We start from the raw sequence: 21,878 nt of genomic DNA, 5'->3' as shown, positions 1-21,878 counted from the left end.
CAGCTTAAGGAAGGCTCACGCATGCTCCCATCCCGTTCTGCTCCGGCTCCTTTTTACGAAAAGGTCAAACAGGAGATCAGCGAAAAAATTGCCAGCGGTATCTGGCAACCTCACGATCGCATTCCGTCTGAGGCAGAGCTGGTGGCGCAGTATGGTTTCAGCCGCATGACCATCAACCGGGCGCTGCGTGAGTTAACGGATGAAGGTTTACTGGTGCGTTTGCAGGGCGTGGGGACGTTTGTCGCCGAGCCAAAAGGTCAGTCCGCGCTGTTTGAAATTCGCAGCATCGCGGATGAAATCAACGCCCGTCAGCATCAGCACCGGTGCGAAGTGCTGACGCTGGAAAGAACCCGGGCAAACGCGCAGCAGGCTTTGGTATTAAACGTCAAAGAAGGCACCTCTATTTTTCATTCTGTCATGGTGCACTACGAGAACGATCTGCCGGTACAGATTGAAGATCGCTGCGTGAATGCCGAAATTGTGCCGGAGTACCTGGCGCAGGATTACAGCCAGACTACGCCGCACGCTTACCTGTCGCTGATAGCCCCTTTAACGGAAGGTGAGCATATTGTTGAAGCGGTACGTGCCAGCGCTGAAGAGTGCGCGCTGCTGAATATCAAAGAACACGATCCCTGCCTGCTGATCCGCCGCAAGACCTGGTCTGCGTCTTCTATTGTCTCTCATGCCCGTTTGCTGTTCCCGGGTTCCCGCTATCGCCTGCAAGGGCGGTTTATGTCCTGATACAGGAGATGAAAACCGTGATTGCTGACGCAATATAATAAAAATGTATCTTAATTGTTAAAATCATCCTTGCGGTGACTTGTATAGACAAGTATATGTTACTTATCTATCCGACGTTCGCGAGGAGTTTTCTGTCATGTCCCATAGCAAATATCGTCAGCAGGATATTCGTGCCCCACGCGGCACCACCTTAACGGCCAAAAGCTGGCTGACCGAAGCGCCGCTGCGCATGTTAATGAATAATCTGGATCCCGATGTGGCGGAAAATCCGCATGAGCTGGTGGTTTACGGCGGGATTGGCCGCGCCGCGCGGGACTGGGAATGCTATGACGCCATCATCAACGCGCTGACCAAACTGGAGACCGATGAGACGCTGCTGGTCCAGTCCGGAAAACCGGTAGGCGTATTTAAAACTCACGACAACGCACCGCGCGTGCTGATTGCCAACTCCAACCTGGTGCCACATTGGGCTACCTGGGAACACTTTAATGAACTGGATGCCAAAGGGCTGGCGATGTACGGCCAGATGACCGCCGGGAGCTGGATCTACATCGGCAGCCAGGGCATCGTGCAGGGGACTTATGAAACCTTTGTTGAAGCCGGGCGTCAGCATTATCAGGGTAACCTGAGCGGGCGCTGGGTACTGACCGCCGGACTGGGCGGTATGGGCGGGGCGCAACCGTTAGCCGCTACGCTTGCGGGGGCGTGTTCGCTGAACATTGAATGCCAGCAAAGCCGAATCGATTTCCGTCTGCGTACCCGTTACGTCGACGAGCAGGCGACATCGCTTGACGATGCGCTGGCGCGTATCGACAAATACACTCGCGAGGGTAAAGCGGTCTCCATTGCGCTGTGTGCTAACGCCGCCGACGTTGTGCCGGAACTGGTGAAGCGCGGTGTGCGCCCGGATATGGTCACCGACCAGACCAGCGCCCACGATCCGCTGCACGGTTATCTGCCGTCCGGCTGGAGCTGGGATGAGTATCAGGCAAAAGCGGTGTCCGATCCGCAGGGCACGGTGCAGGCGGCGAAACGCTCCATGGCAACGCACGTTGAGGCGATGCTGGCGTTTAGCAAAATGGGCGTGCCGACGTTTGATTACGGCAATAACATTCGCCAGATGGCCAAAGAGATGGGCGTGGAAAACGCTTTTGATTTCCCCGGCTTCGTACCTGCTTACATTCGACCGTTGTTCTGTCGCGGCATTGGCCCGTTCCGTTGGGTGGCGCTTTCCGGCGATCCGCAGGATATTTATAAAACCGATGCCAAAGTGAAAGAGATCGTGGCTGACGATAAGCATCTGCACCACTGGCTGGATATGGCGCGTGAGCGGATTAATTTCCAGGGTTTACCGGCGCGTATCTGCTGGGTCGGGCTGGAATGGCGGCAAAAGCTGGGGCTGGCGTTTAACGAAATGGTACGTAGCGGTGAAGTGTCCGCGCCGATTGTTATTGGCCGTGACCATCTGGACTCTGGCTCCGTTGCCAGCCCGAACCGCGAAACCGAAGCTATGCGCGACGGTTCAGACGCCGTATCCGACTGGCCGCTGTTGAATGCGCTGCTTAATACCGCCAGCGGCGCGACCTGGGTGTCGCTGCACCACGGTGGCGGGGTAGGAATGGGCTTCTCCCAGCATGCCGGGATGGTGATTGTGTGTGATGGTACCGATGAAGCCGCGGCGCGTATCGCCCGGGTCTTACACAACGATCCGGCGACCGGGGTGATGCGTCACGCCGACGCCGGATATGACATTGCGGTGGAATGCGCCGTCGAAGAAGGGCTGAATTTGCCGATGATTGCTGCGACGCAGGAGAAACGCTGATATGAACACCATGACATTAACACCGGGTCATCTGAGCTTTGTGCAACTACGCGACATCTGGCAGCAGCCGGTCAAACTGAGCCTCGATGCTGCCGCGATTGATGCTATCAACGCCAGCGTCGCCTGCGTCAATAATATTGTCGCTGAAGGCCGTACGGCGTATGGCATTAATACCGGCTTTGGCCTGCTGGCCCAGACCCGTATCGCCACGGAAGATTTGCAAAATTTGCAGCGCTCGCTGGTGCTTTCCCATGCGGCAGGTGTCGGCGAGGCGCTGGACGACGCGATGGTGCGTCTGATTATGGTGCTGAAAATCAACAGCCTGGCGCGCGGTTTTTCCGGTATTCGCCTGAGCGTGATTGAAGCGCTGATTGCGCTGGTGAATGCCGAGGTGTATCCACTGATCCCGGCGAAAGGCTCAGTGGGGGCATCGGGTGACCTGGCGCCGCTGGCGCATATGTCTTTGACGCTGCTCGGAGAAGGGAAGGCGCGCTGGCAGGGGGAATGGCTCCCGGCGACCGAAGCGCTGAAAAAGGCCGGGCTGGAGCCGATTACGCTGGAGGCGAAAGAAGGGCTGGCGCTGCTCAACGGAACTCAGGCGTCCACCGCCTTTGCGCTGCGCGGATTAATTGAAGCTCAGGAGCTGTTCGCGTCTGCAACGGTGTGCGGGGCGCTGACCACCGAAGCCGTGCTGGGCTCTCGTCGTCCGTTTGATGCCCGTATTCATGCCGCACGAGGACAGCGTGGGCAGATTGATGCCGCGACGCTGTATCGTCACGTATTAACTGACACCAGCGCGCTTTCGCAGTCGCATCATAACTGTGAGAAAGTGCAGGATCCGTATTCTCTGCGCTGCCAGCCGCAGGTGATGGGGGCGTGTCTGACGCAAATGCGCCAGGTGATGGATGTTCTGCTGGTCGAAGCCAATGCGGTTTCCGACAACCCGCTGGTATTTGCCGAAGAGGGTGATGTCATTTCTGGCGGCAACTTCCATGCTGAACCGGTGGCTATGGCGGCAGATAATCTGGCGCTGGCGATTGCGGAAATCGGCTCGTTGTCGGAGCGACGCATTGCGTTAATGATGGATAAACACATGTCGCAACTGCCGCCGTTTTTGGTGAAAAACGGTGGGGTGAACTCCGGCTTTATGATTGCCCAGGTCACCGCGGCCGCACTGGCGAGCGAGAACAAAGCGCTGGCGCATCCGCACAGCGTAGACAGTTTACCGACGTCCGCCAACCAGGAAGATCATGTCTCAATGGCGCCAGCGGCGGGCCGCAGACTGTGGGAGATGGCGGCGAATACGCGCGGCGTGATTGCCGTAGAGTGGCTGGCGGCGTGTCAGGGGATTGACCTGCGTGAAGGGTTAACCTCAAGCCCGCTGCTGGAGCAGGCGCGCCAGACGCTACGTGAGCAGGTTGCCCACTATACACAGGACCGTTTTTTTGCCCCGGATATCGAGTGCGCGACCGAACTGTTAGCGCAGGGCGCGTTGCTGCATTTAGTTCCGGAGTTTCTGTAAAAATGCCGGATGGCGCTGGCGCTTATCCGGCCTACAAACCAGCTCGTAGGCCGGATAAAACGCGTTAGCGTTGCCATCCGGCACGGAGGTTAGCTAAACATCGCCGTAATTGAGGCGCTGGCGAGCGAGTGGAAATGGACGTTAAATCCAACCATCGCGCCGCTGGCGCCTTCATCGACATCAAGACGCTCCACATCCAGCGCATGAACCGTAAAGATATAGCGATGGGTTTCCCCTTTCGGCGGCGCTGCGCCACCATAACCGGCTTTACCAAAATCCGTACGGGTCTGAATCACGCCATCCGGTAGCGCAACCAGACCCGAGCTGTACCCTTGCGGTAGTACGCGGGTATCAGCAGGCAGATTTACCACCACCCAGTGCCACCAGCCGGAGCCGGTTGGCGCATCAGGATCGTAACAGGTCACGACAAAGCTTTTAGTCCCGGCGGGCACATCATCCCATGCCAGATGCGGGGAAATATTATCCCCGTCATATCCCATGCCGTTAAAGACGTGGCGATGAGGAAGCTTTTCGCCATCGCGCAGATCGTTACTGATTAGTTTCATGCTGACTCCTCTCGTTAGCCAAAAAGTGTAGCCAGAAACCGTAGAGCTTACCGCCGATTAATCGCTAAAAAATGTTGCATTGCGCACAGCCTCGTTGACGGCCTGGGTCAGACGACGCAATTGTTCGGGCTTGATGATGTACGGCGGCATCAGATAAATGAGCTTACCAAACGGTCTTACCCACACGCCCTGTTCGACAAAGAACTTCTGTAACGCGGCCATATTCACCGGATGTGTGGTTTCGATGACGCCGATGGCACCAAGCACGCGCACGTCGGCGACCCAACGGGAATCAGCCGCCGGGGCGAGCTCTGCCCGCAGCTGCGCTTCTATGTTCGCTACCTGCGAGCGCCACTCGCCGGTTTCGAGTAACGACAGGCTGGCGGAGGCGACGGCGCAGGCCAGTGGATTGCCCATGAAAGTCGGGCCGTGCATAAAACATCCGGCTTCACCGTTGCTGATGGTTTCCGCGACCTGGCGGGTGGTCAGAGTCGCGGAAAGGGTCATTGTCCCGCCGGTTAACGCTTTGCCAAGGCACAAAATATCCGGGGTGATATCGGCGTGTTCACAGGCAAACATTTTGCCGGTGCGACCAAATCCGGTGGCGACTTCATCGGCAATCAACAGGATACCTTCACGGTCACACATCTTACGGATGCGCTTTAACCACTCAGGATGGTACATGCGCATGCCGCCAGCGCCTTGTACGATTGGTTCAAGGATCACCGCCGCAATTTCGTGGCGATGTGCGGCCATCAGGCGGGCGAACGGTACCATATCCAGTTCGTCCCACTCGCCGCCCATGCGGCTTTGCGGGGCGGGCGCAAACAGGTTCTCCGGCAGATAACCCTTCCACAGACTGTGCATCGAGTTGTCGGGATCGCAGACCGACATTGCGCCGAAAGTATCGCCGTGATAACCGTTACGAAACGTCAGGAAACGCTGACGGGATTCACCTTTGGCCTGCCAGTATTGCAGCGCCATTTTCATCGCAACTTCCACGGCGACCGAACCAGAATCCGCGAGAAAAACGCACTCCAGCGCCTCGGGCGTCATCGCCACCAACTGGCGACACAGCGCAATAGCCGGGGCATGGGTAATGCCGCCAAACATCACGTGCGACATGGCATCAATCTGCGTTTTCATCGCGGCATTCAGCTGCGGGTGATTGTAACCGTGGATTGCCGCCCACCAGGATGACATACCGTCAATCAGCCGCTCACCGTTGGCTAATATCAGTTCACAACCTTCGGCACTGGCCACCGGATAAACCGGTAGCGGGGAGGTCATGGAGGTGTAAGGGTGCCAGATATGGCGTTGGTCAAACGCAAGATCGTCCGTTGTCATAATCGACTTGTAAACCAAATTAAAAAGATTTAGGTTTACGAGTCTACACCAAACTAACAACGAAACGTATACCAATATGGCTCATTCTTCTCGCTGGACAATGTCGCAAGTCACCGAATTATTTGAAAAACCGCTATTGGATCTGTTGTTTGAAGCGCAGCAGGTTCATCGTCAGCATTTCGATCCGCGGCAGGTTCAGGTCAGTACGCTGCTGTCGATTAAGACCGGTGCTTGCCCGGAAGACTGCAAATACTGCCCGCAAAGTTCCCGCTATAAAACCGGACTGGAAACGGAACGTTTGATGGAAGTTGAACAGGTTCTGGACTCTGCACGTAAGGCGAAGCAGGCAGGTTCAACGCGGTTTTGCATGGGCGCAGCGTGGAAGAACCCGCACGAACGCGATATGCCGTACCTAGAACAAATGGTTCAGGGCGTGAAAGAACTGGGGCTGGAAGCCTGTATGACGCTGGGCACGCTGGACGAATCTCAGGCCCAGCGCCTGGCCAATGCGGGTCTGGACTACTACAACCACAACCTCGACACCTCGCCGGAATTTTACGGCAATATCATTACCACCCGTTCGTATCAGGAGCGCCTGGATACGCTGGATAAAGTGCGTGAGGCGGGGATTAAAGTCTGCTCTGGCGGTATCGTGGGGTTAGGGGAAACGGTTACCGATCGTGCCGGTTTATTACTGCAGTTGGCGAACCTACCCACACCGCCGGAAAGCGTCCCCATTAACATGTTGGTGAAAGTAAAGGGTACGCCGCTTGCCGATAACGACGATGTGGATGCGTTTGATTTTATTCGTACTATCGCTGTCGCGCGCATCATGATGCCGACCTCGTACGTGCGTCTTTCTGCCGGGCGCGAGCAGATGAACGAACAGACCCAGGCAATGTGTTTTATGGCCGGGGCCAACTCGATTTTCTACGGCTGCAAACTGCTCACTACACCCAACCCGAACGAAGACAAAGATCTGCTTTTATTCCGCAAACTCGGTCTGAATCCGCAGCAAACGGCGGTACTGGCGGGCGATAACGAACAGCAGCAACGTCTGGAGCAGGCGCTGCGTACCCCGGATACCGACGACTACTACAACGCGGCAACCGTATGACCTGGCAGCAAAAAATTGACGATGCGCTCACTTTGCGTCGTTCTGCTGATGCTCTGCGTCGCCGCTATGTGGTGACACAGGGGGCAGGGCGCTGGTTGTTGGCCGAGGGGCGTCAGTATCTGAATTTTTCCAGTAACGATTATCTGGGGTTGAGTCACCATCCGCAGATAGTCTGTGCCTGGCAGCAGGGGGCTGAACGTTTTGGCGTCGGCAGCGGGGGTTCAGGCCATGTTAGCGGCTATTCCATCGCCCATCAGGCGCTGGAAGACGAACTGGCGCAATGGCTGGGTTATTCACGAGCATTGCTGTTCATTTCCGGTTTCGCCGCCAACCAGGCGGTGATCACAGCGTTGATGGGAAAAGATGACCGGATTGTCGCCGACCGCCTCAGCCATGCGTCGTTGCTGGAAGCGGCCAGTCTGAGTCCCGCCGTGTTACGCCGTTTTACCCATAACGACCCGCAACATTTGGCTCGTCTACTGTCTGCCCCCTGTCCGGGGCAGCAGTTGGTGGTGACCGAAGGCGTGTTCAGCATGGATGGCGACAGCGCACCGCTGGCGGAAATTCACGCTGAGGCGCAGCACCAGAATGCGTGGTTGCTGGTGGATGATGCCCACGGTATAGGCGTTAGCGGTGAGGAAGGGCGTGGCTCATGCTTCCGACAGCAGGTGAAACCTGAGCTGTTAGTGGTGACCTTCGGGAAAGGATTTGGCGTCAGCGGCGCGGCAATCCTGTGTTCAGACAGCGTGGCCGATTATCTGCTGCAGTTTGCCCGTCATCTGATTTACAGCACCAGCATGCCGCCTGCTCAGGCGCAGGCATTGCGTGCCGCGCTGGCAGTGATCCGCAGTCGTGAGGGCGATGAACGCCGGGAAAAACTGGCCATGTTGATCCAACGTTTTCGTGCTGGCCTGGATATTGCGGATTTCACGCTGGCAAACTCAGACAGTGCCATCCAGCCATTGATCGTGGGCGATAACCATAAAGCACTGCAACTGGCGGAGGTTTTACGCGCCCAAGGTTGTTGGGTGACCGCCATCCGGCCTCCTACGGTACCGGTCGGCACCGCCAGATTACGGCTGACGCTGACGCAGGCGCATGAATGCCAGGATATCGACCGCTTGCTGGAGGTGCTGCATGGCGCAGGTCAATAAGCAGGCCATTGCTGCTGCATTTGGACGCGCCGCTTCCCACTATGAACAACATGCCGGGCTACAGTGCCAAAGCGCCGACGCCTTGCTGGCGCTGCTTGGTGAACGGGATTATGCACGGGTACTGGATGCGGGGTGCGGCCCAGGGCGCATGAGTCGCTACTGGCGTGAGCAGGGAAGCGAAGTCAGCGCACTGGATCTTTCTGAACAAATGCTGGCAGAGGCACAGCGGCAAAATGCCGCCCACCACTATCTGCTGGCGGATATTGAAGCCATCCCTCAAAACGCTGCCACTTTTGACCTGGCCTGGAGCAATCTGGCGGTGCAGTGGTGCAGCGATTTACACGGCGCGTTAAGTGAGCTTTGCCGGGTTGTGCGCCCCGGAGGCACGGTGGCGTTTAGTACCCTGGCACACGGCTCGATGCCGGAATTACGCCGGGCGTGGCAAGCGGTAGATGACCGGGAGCACACCAACCGTTTCTTGCCCGTGGAGCAACTTGAAAAGGCTCTGCATGGCTGGGACGCCGAGTATCAGCTTCATCCGGTGACACTGTGGTTTGACGATGCGTTGAGCGCCATGCGCTCGCTCAAAGGGATCGGTGCGACGCATCTCCATGATGGACGCGAACAGCGCGTACTGACCCGTTCACAGCTGCAGCAGTTACAGTTAGCCTGGCCCTCTGTACAGGGAAAATACCCGCTGACGTATCAACTTTTTTTAGGAGTAATTCAACGTGACCAGAACGTATTTTGTCACCGGGACGGACACTGAGGTTGGTAAAACAATTGCCAGCTGTGCGCTCCTGCAGGCCGCGGGACAATTGGGTTATCGAACGGTCGGCTATAAGCCCGTGGCGTCCGGTAGTGAAATAACGGCTGAGGGTCTGCGTAATAGCGATGCTCTGGCATTACAGCGCAACAGCGCTGTGGCAGTGCACTATACGGCAATCAATCCCTATACCTTTGCCGAACCCACGTCACCGCATATCATCAGCGCTGACGAAGGTCGCCCTATTCAGGCCTCAGTGATGTCTGCGGGTTTACGCTTGCTTGAAGAACAGGCTGACTGGGTGCTGGTGGAAGGCGCTGGCGGTTGGTTTACGCCGCTTTCACCCACGCTGAGTTTTTCTGACTGGGTACAAGCAGAACAACTGCCGGTGATTATGGTGGTTGGCGTCAAGCTTGGCTGCATCAACCATGCCATTCTGACTGCGCAAGCAGTACAACAGGCTGGGTTGACGCTGGCGGGGTGGGTCGCCAATGATGTGACTCCGCCAGGGAAACGCCATGCTGAATATATGGCAACGCTGAAACGCGCGATTCCGGCTCCGCTGCTGGGGGAAATCCCATGGCTGGAGGACGAGCCAGAACGCGCAACGACAGGGCACTATCTCGACCTTAGCGTTTTGCCTCTGGCGCCATCCAGTCGTTAAGAAACGGGTCGCTGAGCTGCGCCAGTTGTCCCTGGGCCACATTGCGTCCGCGATGTAACAGGCAATAGCAATCAGCGACCCGACGAATAAACGGCAGGCTTTGCTCTGCGAGCATTATGGCGATGCCCAACTCCTGGCTTAGCCTCACAATCAGGTTCCCCAGCTTGTGGATATACGCCTGGCCCGTTCCTCGCGTAGGCTCATCGAGGATTAGCAGGCGTGGGCGTGTAACCAGCGCGCTGGCGAGTGCAAGCTGGTGCTGATTTTCCTCCGACAATGCCACCCCTTTGGCCTGACGCAGTACAAACAGCTGTGGAAACAGGCGGTAAATATCGCTGCTGTTCATTGCTTCGCTTTCCTCAACCGCCTGGCGCGCAATGTGCAGATTTTCCTCTACCGTCAGCTGCGAAAAAATTCGCCGCTCCTGTGATACACAGTTAATACCTAGTGCAATGCGCTTTGCCGCCGGAATCTGAAGCAGATCGCAAGGTGGTGCGCCAGCCTGATGCCAGAACATGGTTCCGCTCTCAATCGGTAAATTGCCGACGATGCAATTGGCCAGCGTCGTTTTCCCCATCCCCGGAAGTCCCAGCACACCGGTGCACTTGCCGGGCTGCAGGTCGAGATCCACATCCCATAGCGTGTGCTGGTTACCGTAATAGTGATTCACTGCGCGAAGACTCAACATAGGTTTTCTCCATCATGAAGTTATCCGCCCGACAGACCGGGGAGCAGAAGAAAATTGCAAATCTCTTGCCACAAATGGGAAATGCGCGAAAAACAGCGGGATAGCGTGATCCATCGGCAGCGATGTCTGGTTTTTAACGATCCGGGTTAATTTTGCGCACATTGCCAGTGCCTGGTCGCGTCGGGATGGTGCAGGCAGGTAAATGGTGAAAATGCGAGCAAGATCTCGACAGCCTCCAGGGCTCCGTTGGCTGATAAATATAAAAAAATGGCGATAATTTTTTTTTATCCCACCCGAAAAGAGCAAGTCGGTGTTTTTGCCAGGCGGCAGTCAGCACGGGCTGGAGGCAGTTATCCACTATTCCTGTGGATAACCTTGTGTATTAGAGTTAGAAAACACAATGTAAGCGAGAGAAGACGCGGCCTGCGACTAAATTGATGCGAAAGACGGCTCGAGAGAATAGTTATTGAAATACAGAATGTTAGATAAAAGCAATGGCTGTCGCGGAAGTGTCATGCGTTGCCATAAAACTTTCATCTGCCGTCTTGACAAATGTTAAAAAAGTCATTGGTTTGGGGATAACACATTTTTACTGGTGTTTTATCTCGCCAGTGCCAAAATTTTAGCCTGCTCTGACGGGCATTCTGATGGCGTAACAGAAATATTCTGGTGCGTTACTGTTTTTTCATCCAGTATATTTTACTGGCAAAATATACTACTGCGAGTAAAATTACACACCTGCCCGCCCATTGCTTCAGGTAGCTGCTCATGAGTAAACCGTTCAAACTGAATTCCGCTTTTAAACCCTCTGGCGATCAGCCTGAGGCGATTCGTCGCCTGGAAGAAGGGCTGGAGGATGGTCTGGCGCATCAGACGCTGCTCGGGGTGACGGGGTCGGGGAAAACATTCACTATTGCCAACGTGATTGCGGATTTACAGCGTCCGACGATGGTGCTGGCCCCTAACAAAACCCTCGCAGCCCAGTTGTACGGCGAGATGAAAGAGTTCTTCCCGGATAACGCAGTGGAATATTTCGTCTCCTACTACGACTATTATCAGCCGGAGGCTTATGTCCCGAGCTCTGATACTTTTATCGAGAAAGATGCGTCGGTAAACGAACACATTGAACAGATGCGTTTGTCGGCGACCAAAGCCCTGCTTGAACGGCGGGATGTGGTGGTGGTGGCCTCTGTTTCCGCGATCTATGGTCTGGGCGATCCGGATCTGTATCTGAAGATGATGTTGCATCTGACGGTGGGGATGATTATCGACCAGCGCGCGATCCTGCGCCGGCTTGCTGAACTGCAATACACGCGTAACGATCAGGCATTCCAGCGCGGGACGTTCCGCGTGCGTGGTGAGGTGATCGACATCTTTCCGGCCGAATCTGACGATATCGCGCTGCGTGTTGAACTGTTTGATGAAGAAGTTGAGCGCTTGTCGCTGTTCGACCCGCTAACCGGGCAGGTTGAATCCACTATTTCGCGCTTCACCATTTACCCGAAAACCCACTACGTGACGCCGCGCGAACGTATCGTGCAGGCAATGGAAGAAATTAAAGTCGAGCTGGCGGAGCGGCGTAAAGTCCTGTTGGCAAATAACAAACTGCTGGAAGAACAGCGCTTAAGTCAGCGTACCCAGTTCGATCTGGAAATGATGAACGAGCTGGGTTACTGCTCGGGGATTGAAAACTACTCCCGCTATCTGTCCGGGCGCGGCCCTGGCGAGCCGCCGCCGACGCTGTTTGATTACCTGCCTGCCGATGGCCTGCTGGTGGTGGATGAATCCCACGTTACGATTCCGCAAATTGGTGGCATGTATCGCGGTGATCGGGCGCGTAAAGAAACCCTGGTCGAATACGGATTCCGTCTGCCGTCGGCGCTGGATAACCGTCCGCTCAAATTTGAAGAGTTCGAGGCGCTGGCTCCGCAAACTATCTACGTTTCGGCGACGCCGGGCAACTATGAGCTGGAGAAATCCGGTGATGAAGTTGTCGATCAGGTGGTACGACCGACCGGCCTGCTGGATCCGGTCATTGAGGTGCGCCCGGTGGCGACGCAGGTTGACGATCTGCTGTCGGAGATCCGCACCCGTGCGGCGATTAACGAACGTGTGCTGGTCACAACGCTCACCAAACGCATGGCGGAGGATCTCACCGAATACCTCGAAGAACACGGCGAGCGGGTGCGCTATCTGCACTCCGACATCGATACCGTGGAACGTATGGAAATCATTCGTGATTTGCGCCTGGGCGAGTTTGACGTGCTGGTTGGTATCAACCTGTTGCGAGAAGGCCTGGACATGCCTGAGGTCTCTCTGGTGGCGATTCTGGATGCGGACAAAGAAGGGTTCCTGCGTTCGGAACGATCGCTTATCCAGACCATAGGTCGAGCGGCGCGTAACATCAACGGTAAAGCGATTCTCTACGGCGATAAAATTACCGCATCGATGGCGAAGGCCATTGGTGAAACCGAACGTCGTCGCGAGAAACAGCAACTGTATAACGAAGAGCACGGTATTACGCCACAGGGGCTGAACAAGAAAGTGGTCGATATTCTGGCGCTGGGGCAGAATATTGCGAAGACCAAAGCGAAAGGTAAAGGGAAGTCGCGTGCCGGGGCGAAATCCGAGGTTGTTGAGCTGGACATGACGCCGAAAGCGCTGCAGCAGAAGATTCACGAGTTAGAAGGTCAGATGATGCAGCATGCCCAGAACCTTGAGTTCGAAGAGGCCGCGACGATCCGCGACCAGTTGCATCAACTGCGCGAGCTGTTTATCGCGGCGTCTTAACGCGTAGCCGGATGGCGGGGTAAACCCTTTATCCGGCCTACAGGGTAGATCGTGTTTGTAGGCCTGATAAGCGCAGCGCATCAGGCAAATACGTTCAACCTAACGCCTGCACCGCTTTCTCCAGCGCGCTATGCAGCAATTGACGGTCATGACGGTAGGGAATATCGCTGGCCTCCAGTTCATCCTGAATCACAATGCGGTCGGTCATGGCCGAAACATCGACTTTTGGTCCGACAATCACCGCATCAATCACCTTCTTACCAACATATTGCTCAATGATGGCCAGCTTATCGGCAAGCGTCAGGCTGGCGGCTGGCAGGCTGAGTTCGCGTCCCAGATTGCCGATATAAACCATTGGTGCCGGTGTGCGACGTAATGCCTGTGACATTTCATCGAGTAACAGAATCGGCATCAGGCTGGTGTAAAAACTGCCAGGTCCTATCAGAATCAAATCCGCTTCGGCGATAGCCTCAACCGCCTCCCGCGTGGTGGGGACTTTAGGTGAGAGCATTAATTCTTGCGGCAGGGTAGTGAGCTGGTCGATATTTACTTCGCCATACACTTCATGTCCCTGATCGTCGAGCGCCATCAGGTCCACCGGTAGTTCTGACATGGGAATTAAATGTGCATCAACTTTTAGCAGGCTACGAATTAAATTGATGGCTTCCAGAGGCCGCACGCTGAGGTGATCGAGCGCCTTTAACATCAGATTTCCGAGGTTATGGCCGGAAAGTTCGCCATTACCGCCAAAACGATACTCAAACATCGCCGATGCGACGCTTGGTTGGGTAATTAACTGGTTGAGGCAGTTCCGCATGTCTCCCCAGGCAATACCGCCTTCTGAACGGCGAATTCGCCCCGTGGAACCGCCGTTATCGGTGGTCGTGACGATGCCCGTCAGGCGTGAACCTAAAGAAGAAAGTGACGACAGAACGCGTCCTAATCCATGCCCTCCGCCGAGAGCGACAACGCGATCCAGATCTGCCAGCGTACGAGTGCGCATAGTTATTCCTGATATCAATTGATCGGCGTTACAGTAACGTAAATAGCGTGTTTTCAGCAATTATCCAGTCGCCATCTGCAGAAAATAATTTTCTGCGATCTACCCCTTTCTGACGACATCCACCTGATAGCAAGATGATGTATATCAATGCAAAACGATGGTTTTTGCTTATTCTGTAGCGAAATTGCACGATCATGCCGCTATATACATATTTATACAGCGAAAGTGTACATGGCAAAAGTGTCATTTACACGCTAGTATCGGCATAACCACAATGTACTCGAAGCATGACGAGTATAAACACTCTAGCCTCTGCACCTGGGTCAAATGATACGGTGCTTTGGCCGTGACGATACGTGAATACGATTGTCACCAGGGCGCAGGAAGAAATGACTTCGCCTCCCGTATTTGGAAAGGTGTACATGGGCTCTCAACTTACCGATGCATTCGCGCGTAAGTTTTACTACTTGCGTTTGTCGATTACCGATGTGTGTAACTTTCGTTGCACTTACTGTCTGCCAGATGGCTATAAGCCAGGTGGTGTGACTAATAACGGCTTTTTGACCGTTGATGAAATTCGCCGCGTCACGCGTGCGTTCGCCAGCCTGGGAACGGAAAAAGTGCGTCTGACAGGTGGCGAACCGTCACTGCGTCGCGATTTTACCGACATTATTTCTGCCGTACGTGAAAACGACGCTATCCGTCAGATTGCGGTAACCACCAATGGTTATCGTCTGGCGCGCGATGCTGCTGCATGGCGCGATGCGGGGCTGACGGCACTCAACGTCAGCGTCGACAGCCTGGATGCCCGTCAGTTTCACGCCATTACCGGGCAGGATAAGTTTCAGCAGGTGATGGCGGGGATTGACGCCGCCTTCGATGCCGGTTTTGAAAAAGTGAAAGTCAACACCGTGCTGATGCGCGACGTAAACCATCATCAACTGGACACCTTCCTCGCCTGGGTTCAACCACGGCCGATTCAGCTACGTTTTATTGAACTGATGGAAACGGGCGAGGGCAGCTCTCTCTTCCGCAAACACCATATCTCCGGGCAGGTACTGCGCGATGAACTGCTTAAGCGCGGCTGGATCCACCAGTTACGCCAGCGCAGCGACGGTCCGGCTCAGGTTTTCTGTCATCCTGACTATGCCGGTGAAATTGGTCTGATCATGCCTTATGAGAAAGACTTCTGCGCCACCTGCAATCGCCTGCGTGTTTCATCCGTCGGCAAACTTCATCTGTGTTTATTTGGTGAGGGCGGGGTGAACTTGCGTGATTTGCTGACCGACGACGCCCAGCAGGCTGCGCTTGAAGAACGTATCTCTGCCGCGTTGCTGGAGAAAAAGCAGACCCATTTCCTGCATCAGAACAATACCGGTATTACGCAAAACTTATCTTACATTGGCGGCTGATCGCTAAAAGGAGTTTCTCATGAGTCAGGTAAGCGCTGAATTTATCCCGACACGCATTGCTATTCTTACTGTTTCCAACCGTCGTGGCGAAGAAGATGACACCTCCGGCCATTATCTGCGCGACTCGGCGCTGGAGGCGGGTCATCAGATTGTTGATAAGGCGATTGTCAAAGAGAACCGCTATGCGATTCGCGCTCAGGTTTCAGCCTGGATTGCCAGTGACGATGTGCAAGTGGTGCTCATTACCGGCGGCACTGGGTTAACCGAAGGGGACCAGGCACCGGAAGCGCTGCTGCCGCTGTTTGACAGAGAAGTTGAAGGGTTTGGCGAAGTCTTCCGTATGCTGTCGTTTGAAGAGATTGGTACCGCGACGCTGCAGTCTCGAGCGGTTGCCGGGGTGGCCAATAAAACGCTGATTTTCGCCATGCCGGGGTCGACCAAAGCGTGTCGTACCGCCTGGGAGAATATCATTGCGCCGCAGCTTGATGCCCGTACGCGTCCGTGTAATTTCCACCCACATTTGAAGAAATAAGTATGTCGCAACTGACTCATATTAACGCCGCTGGCGAAGCGCATATGGTGGATGTCTCCGCCAAAGCGGAAACCGTACGCGAGGCGCGTGCTGAAGCATTCGTGACCATGCGTAGCGAAACGCTGGCGATGATTATCGATGGCAGCCACCATAAGGGTGATGTATTCGCCACGGCGCGTATTGCGGGTATTCAGGCCGCCAAACGTACCTGGGATCTTATCCCGCTGTGTCACCCACTGATGCTGAGCAAGGTCGAAGTCAATCTTCACGCCGAGCCGGAGCACAATCGCGTACGCATTGAAACGCTGTGTCGCCTGACCGGTAAAACCGGCGTTGAAATGGAAGCGTTAACGGCTGCCTCCGTAGCGGCGTTGACCATTTACGATATGTGCAAAGCGGTGCAAAAGGATATGGTGATTGGTCCGGTGCGTTTGCTGGCAAAAAGCGGCGGCAAGTCGGGGGATTTTAAGGTGGATGCACATGATTAAGGTTCTCTTCTTTGCTCAGGTACGCGAACTGGTCAACACCGATGCGCTAGAAATGACGGCTGAATTTCCAACGGTAGAAGCGCTGCGCCAGCATCTGGCGGGCAAAGGCGATCGCTGGGCGCTGGCACTGGAAGACGGTAAGCTGCTGGCGGCGGTAAACCAGACGCTGGTCAGTTTTGATCATCCTCTTAACGCGGGTGATGAAGTCGCTTTCTTCCCGCCGGTAACCGGAGGCTAAAATGGCTGAAACGCGAATTGTTGTTGGCCATGCGCCATTTAGCGTAGGTGACGAGTACCCCTGGCTTGCCGGGCGCGATGAAGACGGCGCGGTAGTCACTTTCACCGGTAAAGTCCGCAATCACAATCTCGGTGACAGCGTTAAGGCGTTAACGCTGGAACACTATCCAGGGATGACTGAAAAAGCGCTGGCGGAAATCGTCGACGAAGCGCGTTCGCGCTGGCCGCTGGGCCGGGTAACGGTGATCCATCGTATTGGCGAACTGTGGCCGGGCGATGAAATTGTTTTTGTCGGTGTGACCAGTGCACATCGTAGTAGCGCGTTTGATGCCGGGCAATTCATTATGGATTACCTGAAAACGCGTGCGCCGTTCTGGAAACGCGAAGCCACGCCAGAAGGTGAACGCTGGGTCGACGCCCGCGACAGCGATAAGCAAGCAGCAAAACGCTGGTAGAGTACAATTGGTTTAGGCACATACTGACTCAGGAGATTGTCATGGACCGATTCCCACGATCCGATTCTATTGTGCAGGCCCGTTCCGGCCTGCAAACCTACATGGCGCAGGTCTACGGCTGGATGACCTGTGGGTTGTTACTGACGGCGTTTATTGCATGGTACGCGGCGAATACGCCTGCGGTGATGATGTTTGTCTTTTCCAGCAAAATTACCTTCTTTGGGCTGATCATTGCACAGCTGGCGCTGGTATTTGTCCTGTCCGGCATGGTGCAAAAGCTCAGTGCTGGAATGGCAACGACGCTGTTTATGCTCTACTCGGCGTTAACCGGTCTGACGCTATCAAGCATTTTCATTGTCTATACCTATTCGTCTATCGCCAGTACCTTTGTGGTCACCGGCGGGATGTTCGGTATCATGAGTTTGTACGGCTACACCACCAAACGCGATCTCAGCGGCTTCGGCAACATGCTGTTTATGGCATTAATTGGTATCGTTCTGGCCTCGTTGGTTAACTTCTGGCTGAAGAGCGAAGCGCTGATGTGGGCGGTGACCTACATTGGGGTGATTGTGTTTGTCGGCCTGACCGCCTATGACACGCAAAAGCTGAAAAATATCGGTGAGCAAATTGACCTGCGCGACAGTTCCAACTTGCGTAAATACGCCATTCTTGGGGCGTTAACGCTGTATCTGGACTTCATCAACCTGTTCCTGATGCTGCTGCGTATTTTCGGTAATCGTCGTTAATTCTCTGTTGCCGGATGGCGCCACGCTTATCCGGCCTACAGTCTTGTAACGAAAGTAGGCCGGATAAGGCGTTAAGCCGCATCCGGCACTACAGTCACGGTGATTTAGCCATCGCTTCCTCGTTTTTTACCCGTGCTTTTTCGTCCAACTTCGCTATCAGGTTTTTCCTCCTGCATCCTCGGTTTGAATGCGATCTTGTGTTTCGATCGCGGGTTGTGCTGGCGGCTCCACTTCAGTCAGGCGCGGAGTGTGTGCCGGTAGCCAACCGACCAGTGCCGGGAAGTGGCGTAAAAAGTGAAATGCTAATACGCTTTTGGTCAGGTTCCACCAGGTGCGTCTGGGTAACATTGATTCATCAACTCGCTGGCAGTCCTGCGCAATAATGGGATTCAGGTTGTCGCGCAGGATCTGATTGAAAGCACGGTCATGAATAATGAGATTGGCTTCCAGATTTAGCGACAGACTGAGCGGGTCAAGATTGCTGGACCCGACGGTAGCCCAGTGATCGTCCATCAGCGCCACTTTGCCATGCAGCGGCTTGCGGTGATATTCGTAGACGTGGACGCCCCCTTTGACCAGATAGTTATACAGCAGCCGGGCGCCCACTTTCACAATGGGTATATCTGGCTCGCCCTGAACGATGAGTTTTACCCGTACGCCGCGTCGTGCCGCTTTACGCAGGGCATGCAACAGACGATAACCGGGGAAGAAATAGGCATTGGCAATAATCACTTCCCGCTTTGCCTGCGCGAGCATTTTCAAATAATGGCGTTCAATATCATCGCGATGTTCCTCGTTATCACGCCAGACGAACAGCGCCTGCGCTTCACCGGGGCGATGATTTTCGACTGCCCGGTGATGCCGTCGCCACCAGCGGCGTACGGCGCTTTGTCCCGGCAGGTTTTCCAGCGCGAATGTCAGAATATCAACCACAATCGGACCTTCAACACGCACGGCGTAATCTTGCTTGGCTTCCGGCCCGTAGTCAGACATGTGTTCGGCGGAGTAATTAATACCGCCGACGAAGGCGACGCGATCGTCAATGACCACAATTTTGCGATGCATCCGGCGAAACAGATTGGTGCGCATCCCGAACAGGCGTGGGCGCGGATCGTAATAACGGAAAACAATACCCGCCGCGGTTAACTCTTCGACAAAGCTGTCGCTTAGATCCGGTGAGCCGTAGCCGTCCAGCAACACCTCTGCGGCGATCCCGCGGTGTGCGGCAGCGAGCAGTGCGGCATGTAGCTGTTTCCCGACCGCATCTTCAAACCAGATAAAGGTCTCCAGAATGATTTTTTGCTCCGCGTGCTCAATCGCGTGAAATACGGCGGGATAGTACTGATCGCCATTTTCCAGTAGCTGAATTTGATTGCCTTCACGCCAGCCAGTTTTCATACACGAATCTCCGCGCTCAGGGGGGCATGATCGGACAAATGTCGCCAGTGACGCAGCGCCAGCGTCGTTGGGGTACTGGCATTCGCGTTTTTCACATAGATCCTGTCCAGACGCAGCAGGGGAAACTGCACCGGAAATGTTCGCGCCGGGCGACCGTGAGCGCGGGTAAAAATCTCGTCAAGGCCGGCCTGGCTCTTCAACGGATAATTTGCCTGTTGTCGCCAGTCGTTAAAATCGCCAGCAACCACCACGGGATCCGCGTTGGGCAGGGCATTGACCCAATTTGCCAGCATGCTGAGCTGTGCCTGGCGATGGGCTTCACGCAAACCGAGGTGGACGCACATCACATGAATCGGGCGGGAAAGCATCGGCGGCATAATGCGACAGTAAAGCACACCGCGTTTTTCACTCGTGCCAACGGATACATCACGGTTTTCATAATGCTCAATGGGGTAGCGCGATAGCACGGCGTTGCCGTGATGCCCCTGTGAATACACGGCATTGCGCCCGTAGGCGAAATCGCGCCACATGGTGTCGGCCAGAAACTCGTAATGGCTGGTATCCGGCCAGTTTTCTATCTGCAGTGAGTGTACGTCGTGAGCGCCCAGCACTTCCTGCAGGCACACAATATCTGCGCCAACTGCCCTGACGGCATCCCGCAGCTCGGGCAAAATAAAGCGTCTGTTAAAGGCGGTGAAACCCTTGTGAGTGTTAATGGTGAGCACATTGAATGAAAATCGGTCTGCTGATTCGCTCATGATTCTCCCGTTGGCGTCACTTTCCTGACTCTCTCCATCATCCTTCGGGATGGGGGGTTTGACCGTATCGCGAATTCTGTGGCGAAATAAATAGTGTAGTCGCCGTCACAAAAAGATGCGGTGTTGCGGAATTTTCCGTAAAGTCCGGTACTCTGAATAATTAGTTAAAAATCCTTCAGGAGAAAAGCCATGAGGTGGCAACAACGTGTTCGTGTCGCAACGGGTCTAAGTTGCTGGCAGATTGTGTTGCATTTACTGGTAGTGGCGTTGCTGGTAATGGGCTGGATGAGCGGCAAGCTGGTGCACGTCGGCCTGGGATTATGCGTCGTGTATGGCGTAACGGTTATCTTAATGCTGGCATTGCAACGTCACCATGAACAGCGCTGGCGTGATGTGGCTGACGTGCTGGAAGAGCTGACGACCACGTGGTATTTCGGTGCGGCAATGATCGTACTGTGGTTACTGTCGCGTGTGCTGCAAAACAACGTGTTACTGGCGCTGGCGGGGCTGGCGATCCTTGCCGGACCCGCAGTGGTCTCGCTGTTGGCGAAAGACAAAAAGTTACATCACTTTGCGTCTAAACATCGCATACGCCGCTGAGCCTGTTGTGGCCGCTATCACCAATAGCGACCACAAACTTCCCAAGACAATCTGCAGACTCGCATCCTTCAGGTAAATCTGTTTTGTGATGTCCGTAAAGTGACGGATCGGGTTTATCCATGTCAGATTCTGCAACCACACAGGCATATTTTCGACCGGAGAGACATATCCGGACAGCAAAATCGCCGGCATCATAAAGACAAAGACGCCGATAAATGCCTGCTGCTGTGTCGCGCACAGTGACGAAATCAGCAAGCCAAATCCCACCAGCGACAGTCCGTAAATCACCATCGTGAAGTAGAACAGCCCCAGTGAACCGGCAAACGGGATGTGATAGGCCCAGATGCCGATTGCCAGTACGATGGTGGCCTGAAAGGTGGCAACAATCAGTGCCGGCACCGCTTTACCGATGAAAATCTGCCAGGTGGTAAGCGGGGAAACCAGCAGTTGATCCAGCGTGCCTTGCTCGCGCTCGCGAGCAACCGAGAGCGAGGTGACGATCATTACGCCGATAGTGGTGATCATGGCGATCAGCGACGGAACCACGAACCATTTGTAATCCAGATTCGGGTTGTACCAGTTACGCACGACCAGCTCGCTGTTGTTTGGTTTCGGCTTGCCGTCCATCAACTCCTGCTGATACGTCTTAACGATCTGCTGCAGATAATTTGCGGCAATCTGCGCGCTGTTGGAGTTGCGCCCATCGAGAATTAGCTGCATGGGTGCCTGCTGGAAAGTATCCAGATTACGCGAGAAGTCTGCCGGGAAGCGCACCAGTAGCAGTGCTTTTTGCGTGTCGATGGTGGGTTGGATTTCCTGGGGACTTTTTAGCAGCAGAATATGGGTAAAGGCGCTGGCGCGGGCGAAGCGTTGGGTTAACTCCACCGAATGTTTACCGTTGTCTTCGTTATAGATAGCGATAGTGGCGTTGGTCACTTCCAGCGTTGCCGCAAACGGGAACAGGATCACCTGAATCAGCACCGGTAAAATCAGAATGGCTCGCGTCTGCGGTTCGCGTAGCAGCGATTGCAGCTCTTTACGAATTAACGTCCATAAGCGATGAAACATGCCC

The 21,878-nt window shown here is 54.9% G+C and carries 22 protein-coding genes and 1 riboswitch; of the genes, 15 read left to right on the top strand and 7 right to left on the bottom strand.

The genetic code is table 11. The annotated features are described in order from the left end of the window. Positions 1 to 21 precede the first annotated feature (21 nt). From SK32_RS09135 to hutH, 3 genes are all read left to right on the top strand, one after another. Positions 22 to 741 (top strand): histidine utilization repressor, encoded by a 720-nt coding sequence (locus tag SK32_RS09135; RefSeq protein ID WP_003023059.1) that lies wholly within the window; start codon positions 22 to 24, stop codon positions 739 to 741. Between the two features lie 136 nt (positions 742 to 877). Next, entirely contained in the window at positions 878 to 2,563 is a 1,686-nt protein-coding gene (gene hutU / locus SK32_RS09130) for a urocanate hydratase (RefSeq protein WP_048212223.1), read from the top strand. Position 2,564: 1 nt separating this feature from the next. Beyond that, positions 2,565 to 4,085, top strand: a complete 1,521-nt coding sequence (gene hutH / locus SK32_RS09125; protein ID WP_048212222.1) for a histidine ammonia-lyase — start codon at positions 2,565 to 2,567, stop codon at positions 4,083 to 4,085. 89 nt (positions 4,086 to 4,174) lie between these two features. On the opposite strand, the gene SK32_RS09120 is transcribed toward hutH, so the two are convergent. Together SK32_RS09120 and bioA are read right to left on the bottom strand one after the other, a co-directional pair. Next, a complete protein-coding gene (locus tag SK32_RS09120; protein ID WP_048212221.1) occupies positions 4,175 to 4,651 on the bottom strand; it encodes a kinase inhibitor in 477 nt (158 codons plus the stop codon). 57 nt (positions 4,652 to 4,708) lie between these two features. Next, entirely contained in the window at positions 4,709 to 5,998 is a 1,290-nt protein-coding gene (gene bioA, locus SK32_RS09115) for an adenosylmethionine--8-amino-7-oxononanoate transaminase (protein WP_048212220.1), read from the bottom strand. A gap of 76 nt (positions 5,999 to 6,074) precedes the next feature. Between bioA and bioB the strand changes: the two genes are divergently transcribed. The 4 genes from bioB to bioD are packed head-to-tail and all read left to right on the top strand — an operon-like array spanning position 6,075 to position 9,699. After that, positions 6,075 to 7,115, top strand: a complete 1,041-nt coding sequence (gene bioB, locus SK32_RS09110) for a biotin synthase BioB (RefSeq protein ID WP_003837062.1) — start codon at positions 6,075 to 6,077, stop codon at positions 7,113 to 7,115. Continuing rightward, positions 7,112 to 8,269: an 8-amino-7-oxononanoate synthase gene (gene bioF, locus SK32_RS09105; protein WP_048212219.1), complete on the top strand. Its 1,158-nt coding sequence runs from the start codon at positions 7,112 to 7,114 to the stop codon at positions 8,267 to 8,269. Before bioB ends, bioF begins: the two co-directional genes overlap by 4 nt. Beyond that, positions 8,253 to 9,038: a malonyl-ACP O-methyltransferase BioC gene (gene bioC / locus SK32_RS09100; RefSeq protein ID WP_048212218.1), complete on the top strand. Its 786-nt coding sequence runs from the start codon at positions 8,253 to 8,255 to the stop codon at positions 9,036 to 9,038. Before bioF ends, bioC begins: the two co-directional genes overlap by 17 nt. Beyond that, entirely contained in the window at positions 9,001 to 9,699 is a 699-nt protein-coding gene (gene bioD, locus SK32_RS09095; RefSeq protein WP_048212217.1) for a dethiobiotin synthase, read from the top strand. The genes bioC and bioD overlap by 38 nt, the downstream gene beginning before the upstream one ends. Here bioD and SK32_RS09090 read toward each other — a convergent pair. Next, positions 9,665 to 10,387, bottom strand: a complete 723-nt coding sequence (locus SK32_RS09090; protein WP_048212216.1) for an ABC transporter ATP-binding protein — start codon at positions 10,385 to 10,387, stop codon at positions 9,665 to 9,667. The genes bioD and SK32_RS09090 overlap by 35 nt on opposite strands. Positions 10,388 to 11,155: 768 nt before the next feature. On the opposite strand from SK32_RS09090, the gene uvrB reads away from it, so the two are divergent. Beyond that, entirely contained in the window at positions 11,156 to 13,177 is a 2,022-nt protein-coding gene (gene uvrB / locus SK32_RS09085; protein ID WP_003831523.1) for an excinuclease ABC subunit UvrB, read from the top strand. Between the two features lie 94 nt (positions 13,178 to 13,271). Here the strand turns inward: uvrB and yvcK are convergent, their stop codons facing one another. Continuing rightward, positions 13,272 to 14,180, bottom strand: a complete 909-nt coding sequence (gene yvcK, locus SK32_RS09080) for a uridine diphosphate-N-acetylglucosamine-binding protein YvcK (protein ID WP_048212215.1) — start codon at positions 14,178 to 14,180, stop codon at positions 13,272 to 13,274. 289 nt (positions 14,181 to 14,469) lie between these two features. Next, positions 14,470 to 14,615, top strand: a riboswitch (molybdenum cofactor riboswitch). Here yvcK and moaA point away from each other — a divergent pair. The 6 genes from moaA (at position 14,603) to SK32_RS09050 (ending at position 18,050) form a co-directional block, all read left to right on the top strand. Beyond that, a complete protein-coding gene (gene moaA / locus SK32_RS09075; protein WP_048212214.1) occupies positions 14,603 to 15,592 on the top strand; it encodes a GTP 3',8-cyclase MoaA in 990 nt (329 codons plus the stop codon). (Overlaps the previous riboswitch by 13 nt.) A 19-nt stretch (positions 15,593 to 15,611) precedes the next feature. Beyond that, complete coding sequence (gene moaB, locus SK32_RS09070; protein WP_048212213.1) at positions 15,612 to 16,124, top strand: molybdenum cofactor biosynthesis protein B; 513 nt, start codon at positions 15,612 to 15,614, stop codon at positions 16,122 to 16,124. 2 nt (positions 16,125 to 16,126) lie between these two features. Further along, entirely contained in the window at positions 16,127 to 16,612 is a 486-nt protein-coding gene (gene moaC, locus SK32_RS09065; RefSeq protein WP_003035188.1) for a cyclic pyranopterin monophosphate synthase MoaC, read from the top strand. Then, complete coding sequence (gene moaD / locus SK32_RS09060; RefSeq protein ID WP_048212212.1) at positions 16,605 to 16,850, top strand: molybdopterin synthase sulfur carrier subunit; 246 nt, start codon at positions 16,605 to 16,607, stop codon at positions 16,848 to 16,850. The genes moaC and moaD overlap by 8 nt, the downstream gene beginning before the upstream one ends. A gap of 1 nt (position 16,851) precedes the next feature. After that, a complete protein-coding gene (gene moaE / locus SK32_RS09055) occupies positions 16,852 to 17,304 on the top strand; it encodes a molybdopterin synthase catalytic subunit MoaE (protein WP_048212211.1) in 453 nt (150 codons plus the stop codon). Positions 17,305 to 17,345: 41 nt separating this feature from the next. Then, entirely contained in the window at positions 17,346 to 18,050 is a 705-nt protein-coding gene (locus SK32_RS09050; protein WP_040230421.1) for a Bax inhibitor-1/YccA family protein, read from the top strand. Positions 18,051 to 18,206: 156 nt separating this feature from the next. Here the strand turns inward: SK32_RS09050 and clsB are convergent, their stop codons facing one another. After that, the gene (clsB, locus tag SK32_RS09045) at positions 18,207 to 19,448 is read right to left on the bottom strand and encodes a cardiolipin synthase ClsB (RefSeq protein WP_048212210.1); all 1,242 of its coding nucleotides are present in this window, start codon (positions 19,446 to 19,448) and stop codon (positions 18,207 to 18,209) included. Beyond that, positions 19,445 to 20,206 carry an endonuclease/exonuclease/phosphatase family protein gene (locus SK32_RS09040; RefSeq protein ID WP_048212209.1) on the bottom strand — a complete coding sequence of 254 codons (762 nt, stop codon included), beginning with the start codon at positions 20,204 to 20,206 and terminating at the stop codon, positions 19,445 to 19,447. The genes clsB and SK32_RS09040 overlap by 4 nt, the downstream gene beginning before the upstream one ends. Positions 20,207 to 20,395: 189 nt before the next feature. On the opposite strand from SK32_RS09040, the gene SK32_RS09035 reads away from it, so the two are divergent. Further along, positions 20,396 to 20,806: a YbhQ family protein gene (locus SK32_RS09035; RefSeq protein ID WP_048212208.1), complete on the top strand. Its 411-nt coding sequence runs from the start codon at positions 20,396 to 20,398 to the stop codon at positions 20,804 to 20,806. On the opposite strand, the gene SK32_RS09030 is transcribed toward SK32_RS09035, so the two are convergent. Next, positions 20,768 to 21,874 carry an ABC transporter permease gene (locus SK32_RS09030; RefSeq protein ID WP_048212207.1) on the bottom strand — a complete coding sequence of 369 codons (1,107 nt, stop codon included), beginning with the start codon at positions 21,872 to 21,874 and terminating at the stop codon, positions 20,768 to 20,770. The two genes, SK32_RS09035 and SK32_RS09030, sit on opposite strands and share 39 nt — an antisense overlap. Positions 21,875 to 21,878 lie beyond the last annotated feature (4 nt).

This window comes from Citrobacter sp. MGH100 (assembly GCF_001034465.1).
GTDB lineage: Bacteria > Pseudomonadota > Gammaproteobacteria > Enterobacterales > Enterobacteriaceae > Citrobacter > Citrobacter youngae.
Note: the sequence above shows the minus strand (reverse complement) of the source record. Positions and strands in the feature narration are given on the sequence as shown.

Excerpts from the sequence above, each read along its gene's own strand:
- SK32_RS09135 (WP_003023059.1), top strand. The coding sequence starts at position 22 with ATGCTCCCATCCCGTTCTGCTCCGGCTCCTTTTTACGAAAAGGTCAAA.
- hutU (WP_048212223.1), top strand. The coding sequence starts at position 878 with ATGTCCCATAGCAAATATCGTCAGCAGGATATTCGTGCCCCACGCGGC.
- hutH (WP_048212222.1), top strand. The coding sequence starts at position 2,565 with ATGAACACCATGACATTAACACCGGGTCATCTGAGCTTTGTGCAACTA.
- SK32_RS09120 (WP_048212221.1), bottom strand. The coding sequence starts at position 4,651 with ATGAAACTAATCAGTAACGATCTGCGCGATGGCGAAAAGCTTCCTCAT.
- bioA (WP_048212220.1), bottom strand. The coding sequence starts at position 5,998 with ATGACAACGGACGATCTTGCGTTTGACCAACGCCATATCTGGCACCCT.
- bioB (WP_003837062.1), top strand. The coding sequence starts at position 6,075 with ATGGCTCATTCTTCTCGCTGGACAATGTCGCAAGTCACCGAATTATTT.
- bioF (WP_048212219.1), top strand. The coding sequence starts at position 7,112 with ATGACCTGGCAGCAAAAAATTGACGATGCGCTCACTTTGCGTCGTTCT.
- bioC (WP_048212218.1), top strand. The coding sequence starts at position 8,253 with ATGGCGCAGGTCAATAAGCAGGCCATTGCTGCTGCATTTGGACGCGCC.
- SK32_RS09090 (WP_048212216.1), bottom strand. The coding sequence starts at position 10,387 with ATGTTGAGTCTTCGCGCAGTGAATCACTATTACGGTAACCAGCACACG.
- uvrB (WP_003831523.1), top strand. The coding sequence starts at position 11,156 with ATGAGTAAACCGTTCAAACTGAATTCCGCTTTTAAACCCTCTGGCGAT.
- yvcK (WP_048212215.1), bottom strand. The coding sequence starts at position 14,180 with ATGCGCACTCGTACGCTGGCAGATCTGGATCGCGTTGTCGCTCTCGGC.
- moaA (WP_048212214.1), top strand. The coding sequence starts at position 14,603 with ATGGGCTCTCAACTTACCGATGCATTCGCGCGTAAGTTTTACTACTTG.
- moaB (WP_048212213.1), top strand. The coding sequence starts at position 15,612 with ATGAGTCAGGTAAGCGCTGAATTTATCCCGACACGCATTGCTATTCTT.
- moaC (WP_003035188.1), top strand. The coding sequence starts at position 16,127 with ATGTCGCAACTGACTCATATTAACGCCGCTGGCGAAGCGCATATGGTG.
- moaD (WP_048212212.1), top strand. The coding sequence starts at position 16,605 with ATGATTAAGGTTCTCTTCTTTGCTCAGGTACGCGAACTGGTCAACACC.
- moaE (WP_048212211.1), top strand. The coding sequence starts at position 16,852 with ATGGCTGAAACGCGAATTGTTGTTGGCCATGCGCCATTTAGCGTAGGT.
- SK32_RS09050 (WP_040230421.1), top strand. The coding sequence starts at position 17,346 with ATGGACCGATTCCCACGATCCGATTCTATTGTGCAGGCCCGTTCCGGC.
- clsB (WP_048212210.1), bottom strand. The coding sequence starts at position 19,448 with ATGAAAACTGGCTGGCGTGAAGGCAATCAAATTCAGCTACTGGAAAAT.
- SK32_RS09040 (WP_048212209.1), bottom strand. The coding sequence starts at position 20,206 with ATGAGCGAATCAGCAGACCGATTTTCATTCAATGTGCTCACCATTAAC.
- SK32_RS09035 (WP_048212208.1), top strand. The coding sequence starts at position 20,396 with ATGAGGTGGCAACAACGTGTTCGTGTCGCAACGGGTCTAAGTTGCTGG.
- SK32_RS09030 (WP_048212207.1), bottom strand. The coding sequence starts at position 21,874 with ATGTTTCATCGCTTATGGACGTTAATTCGTAAAGAGCTGCAATCGCTG.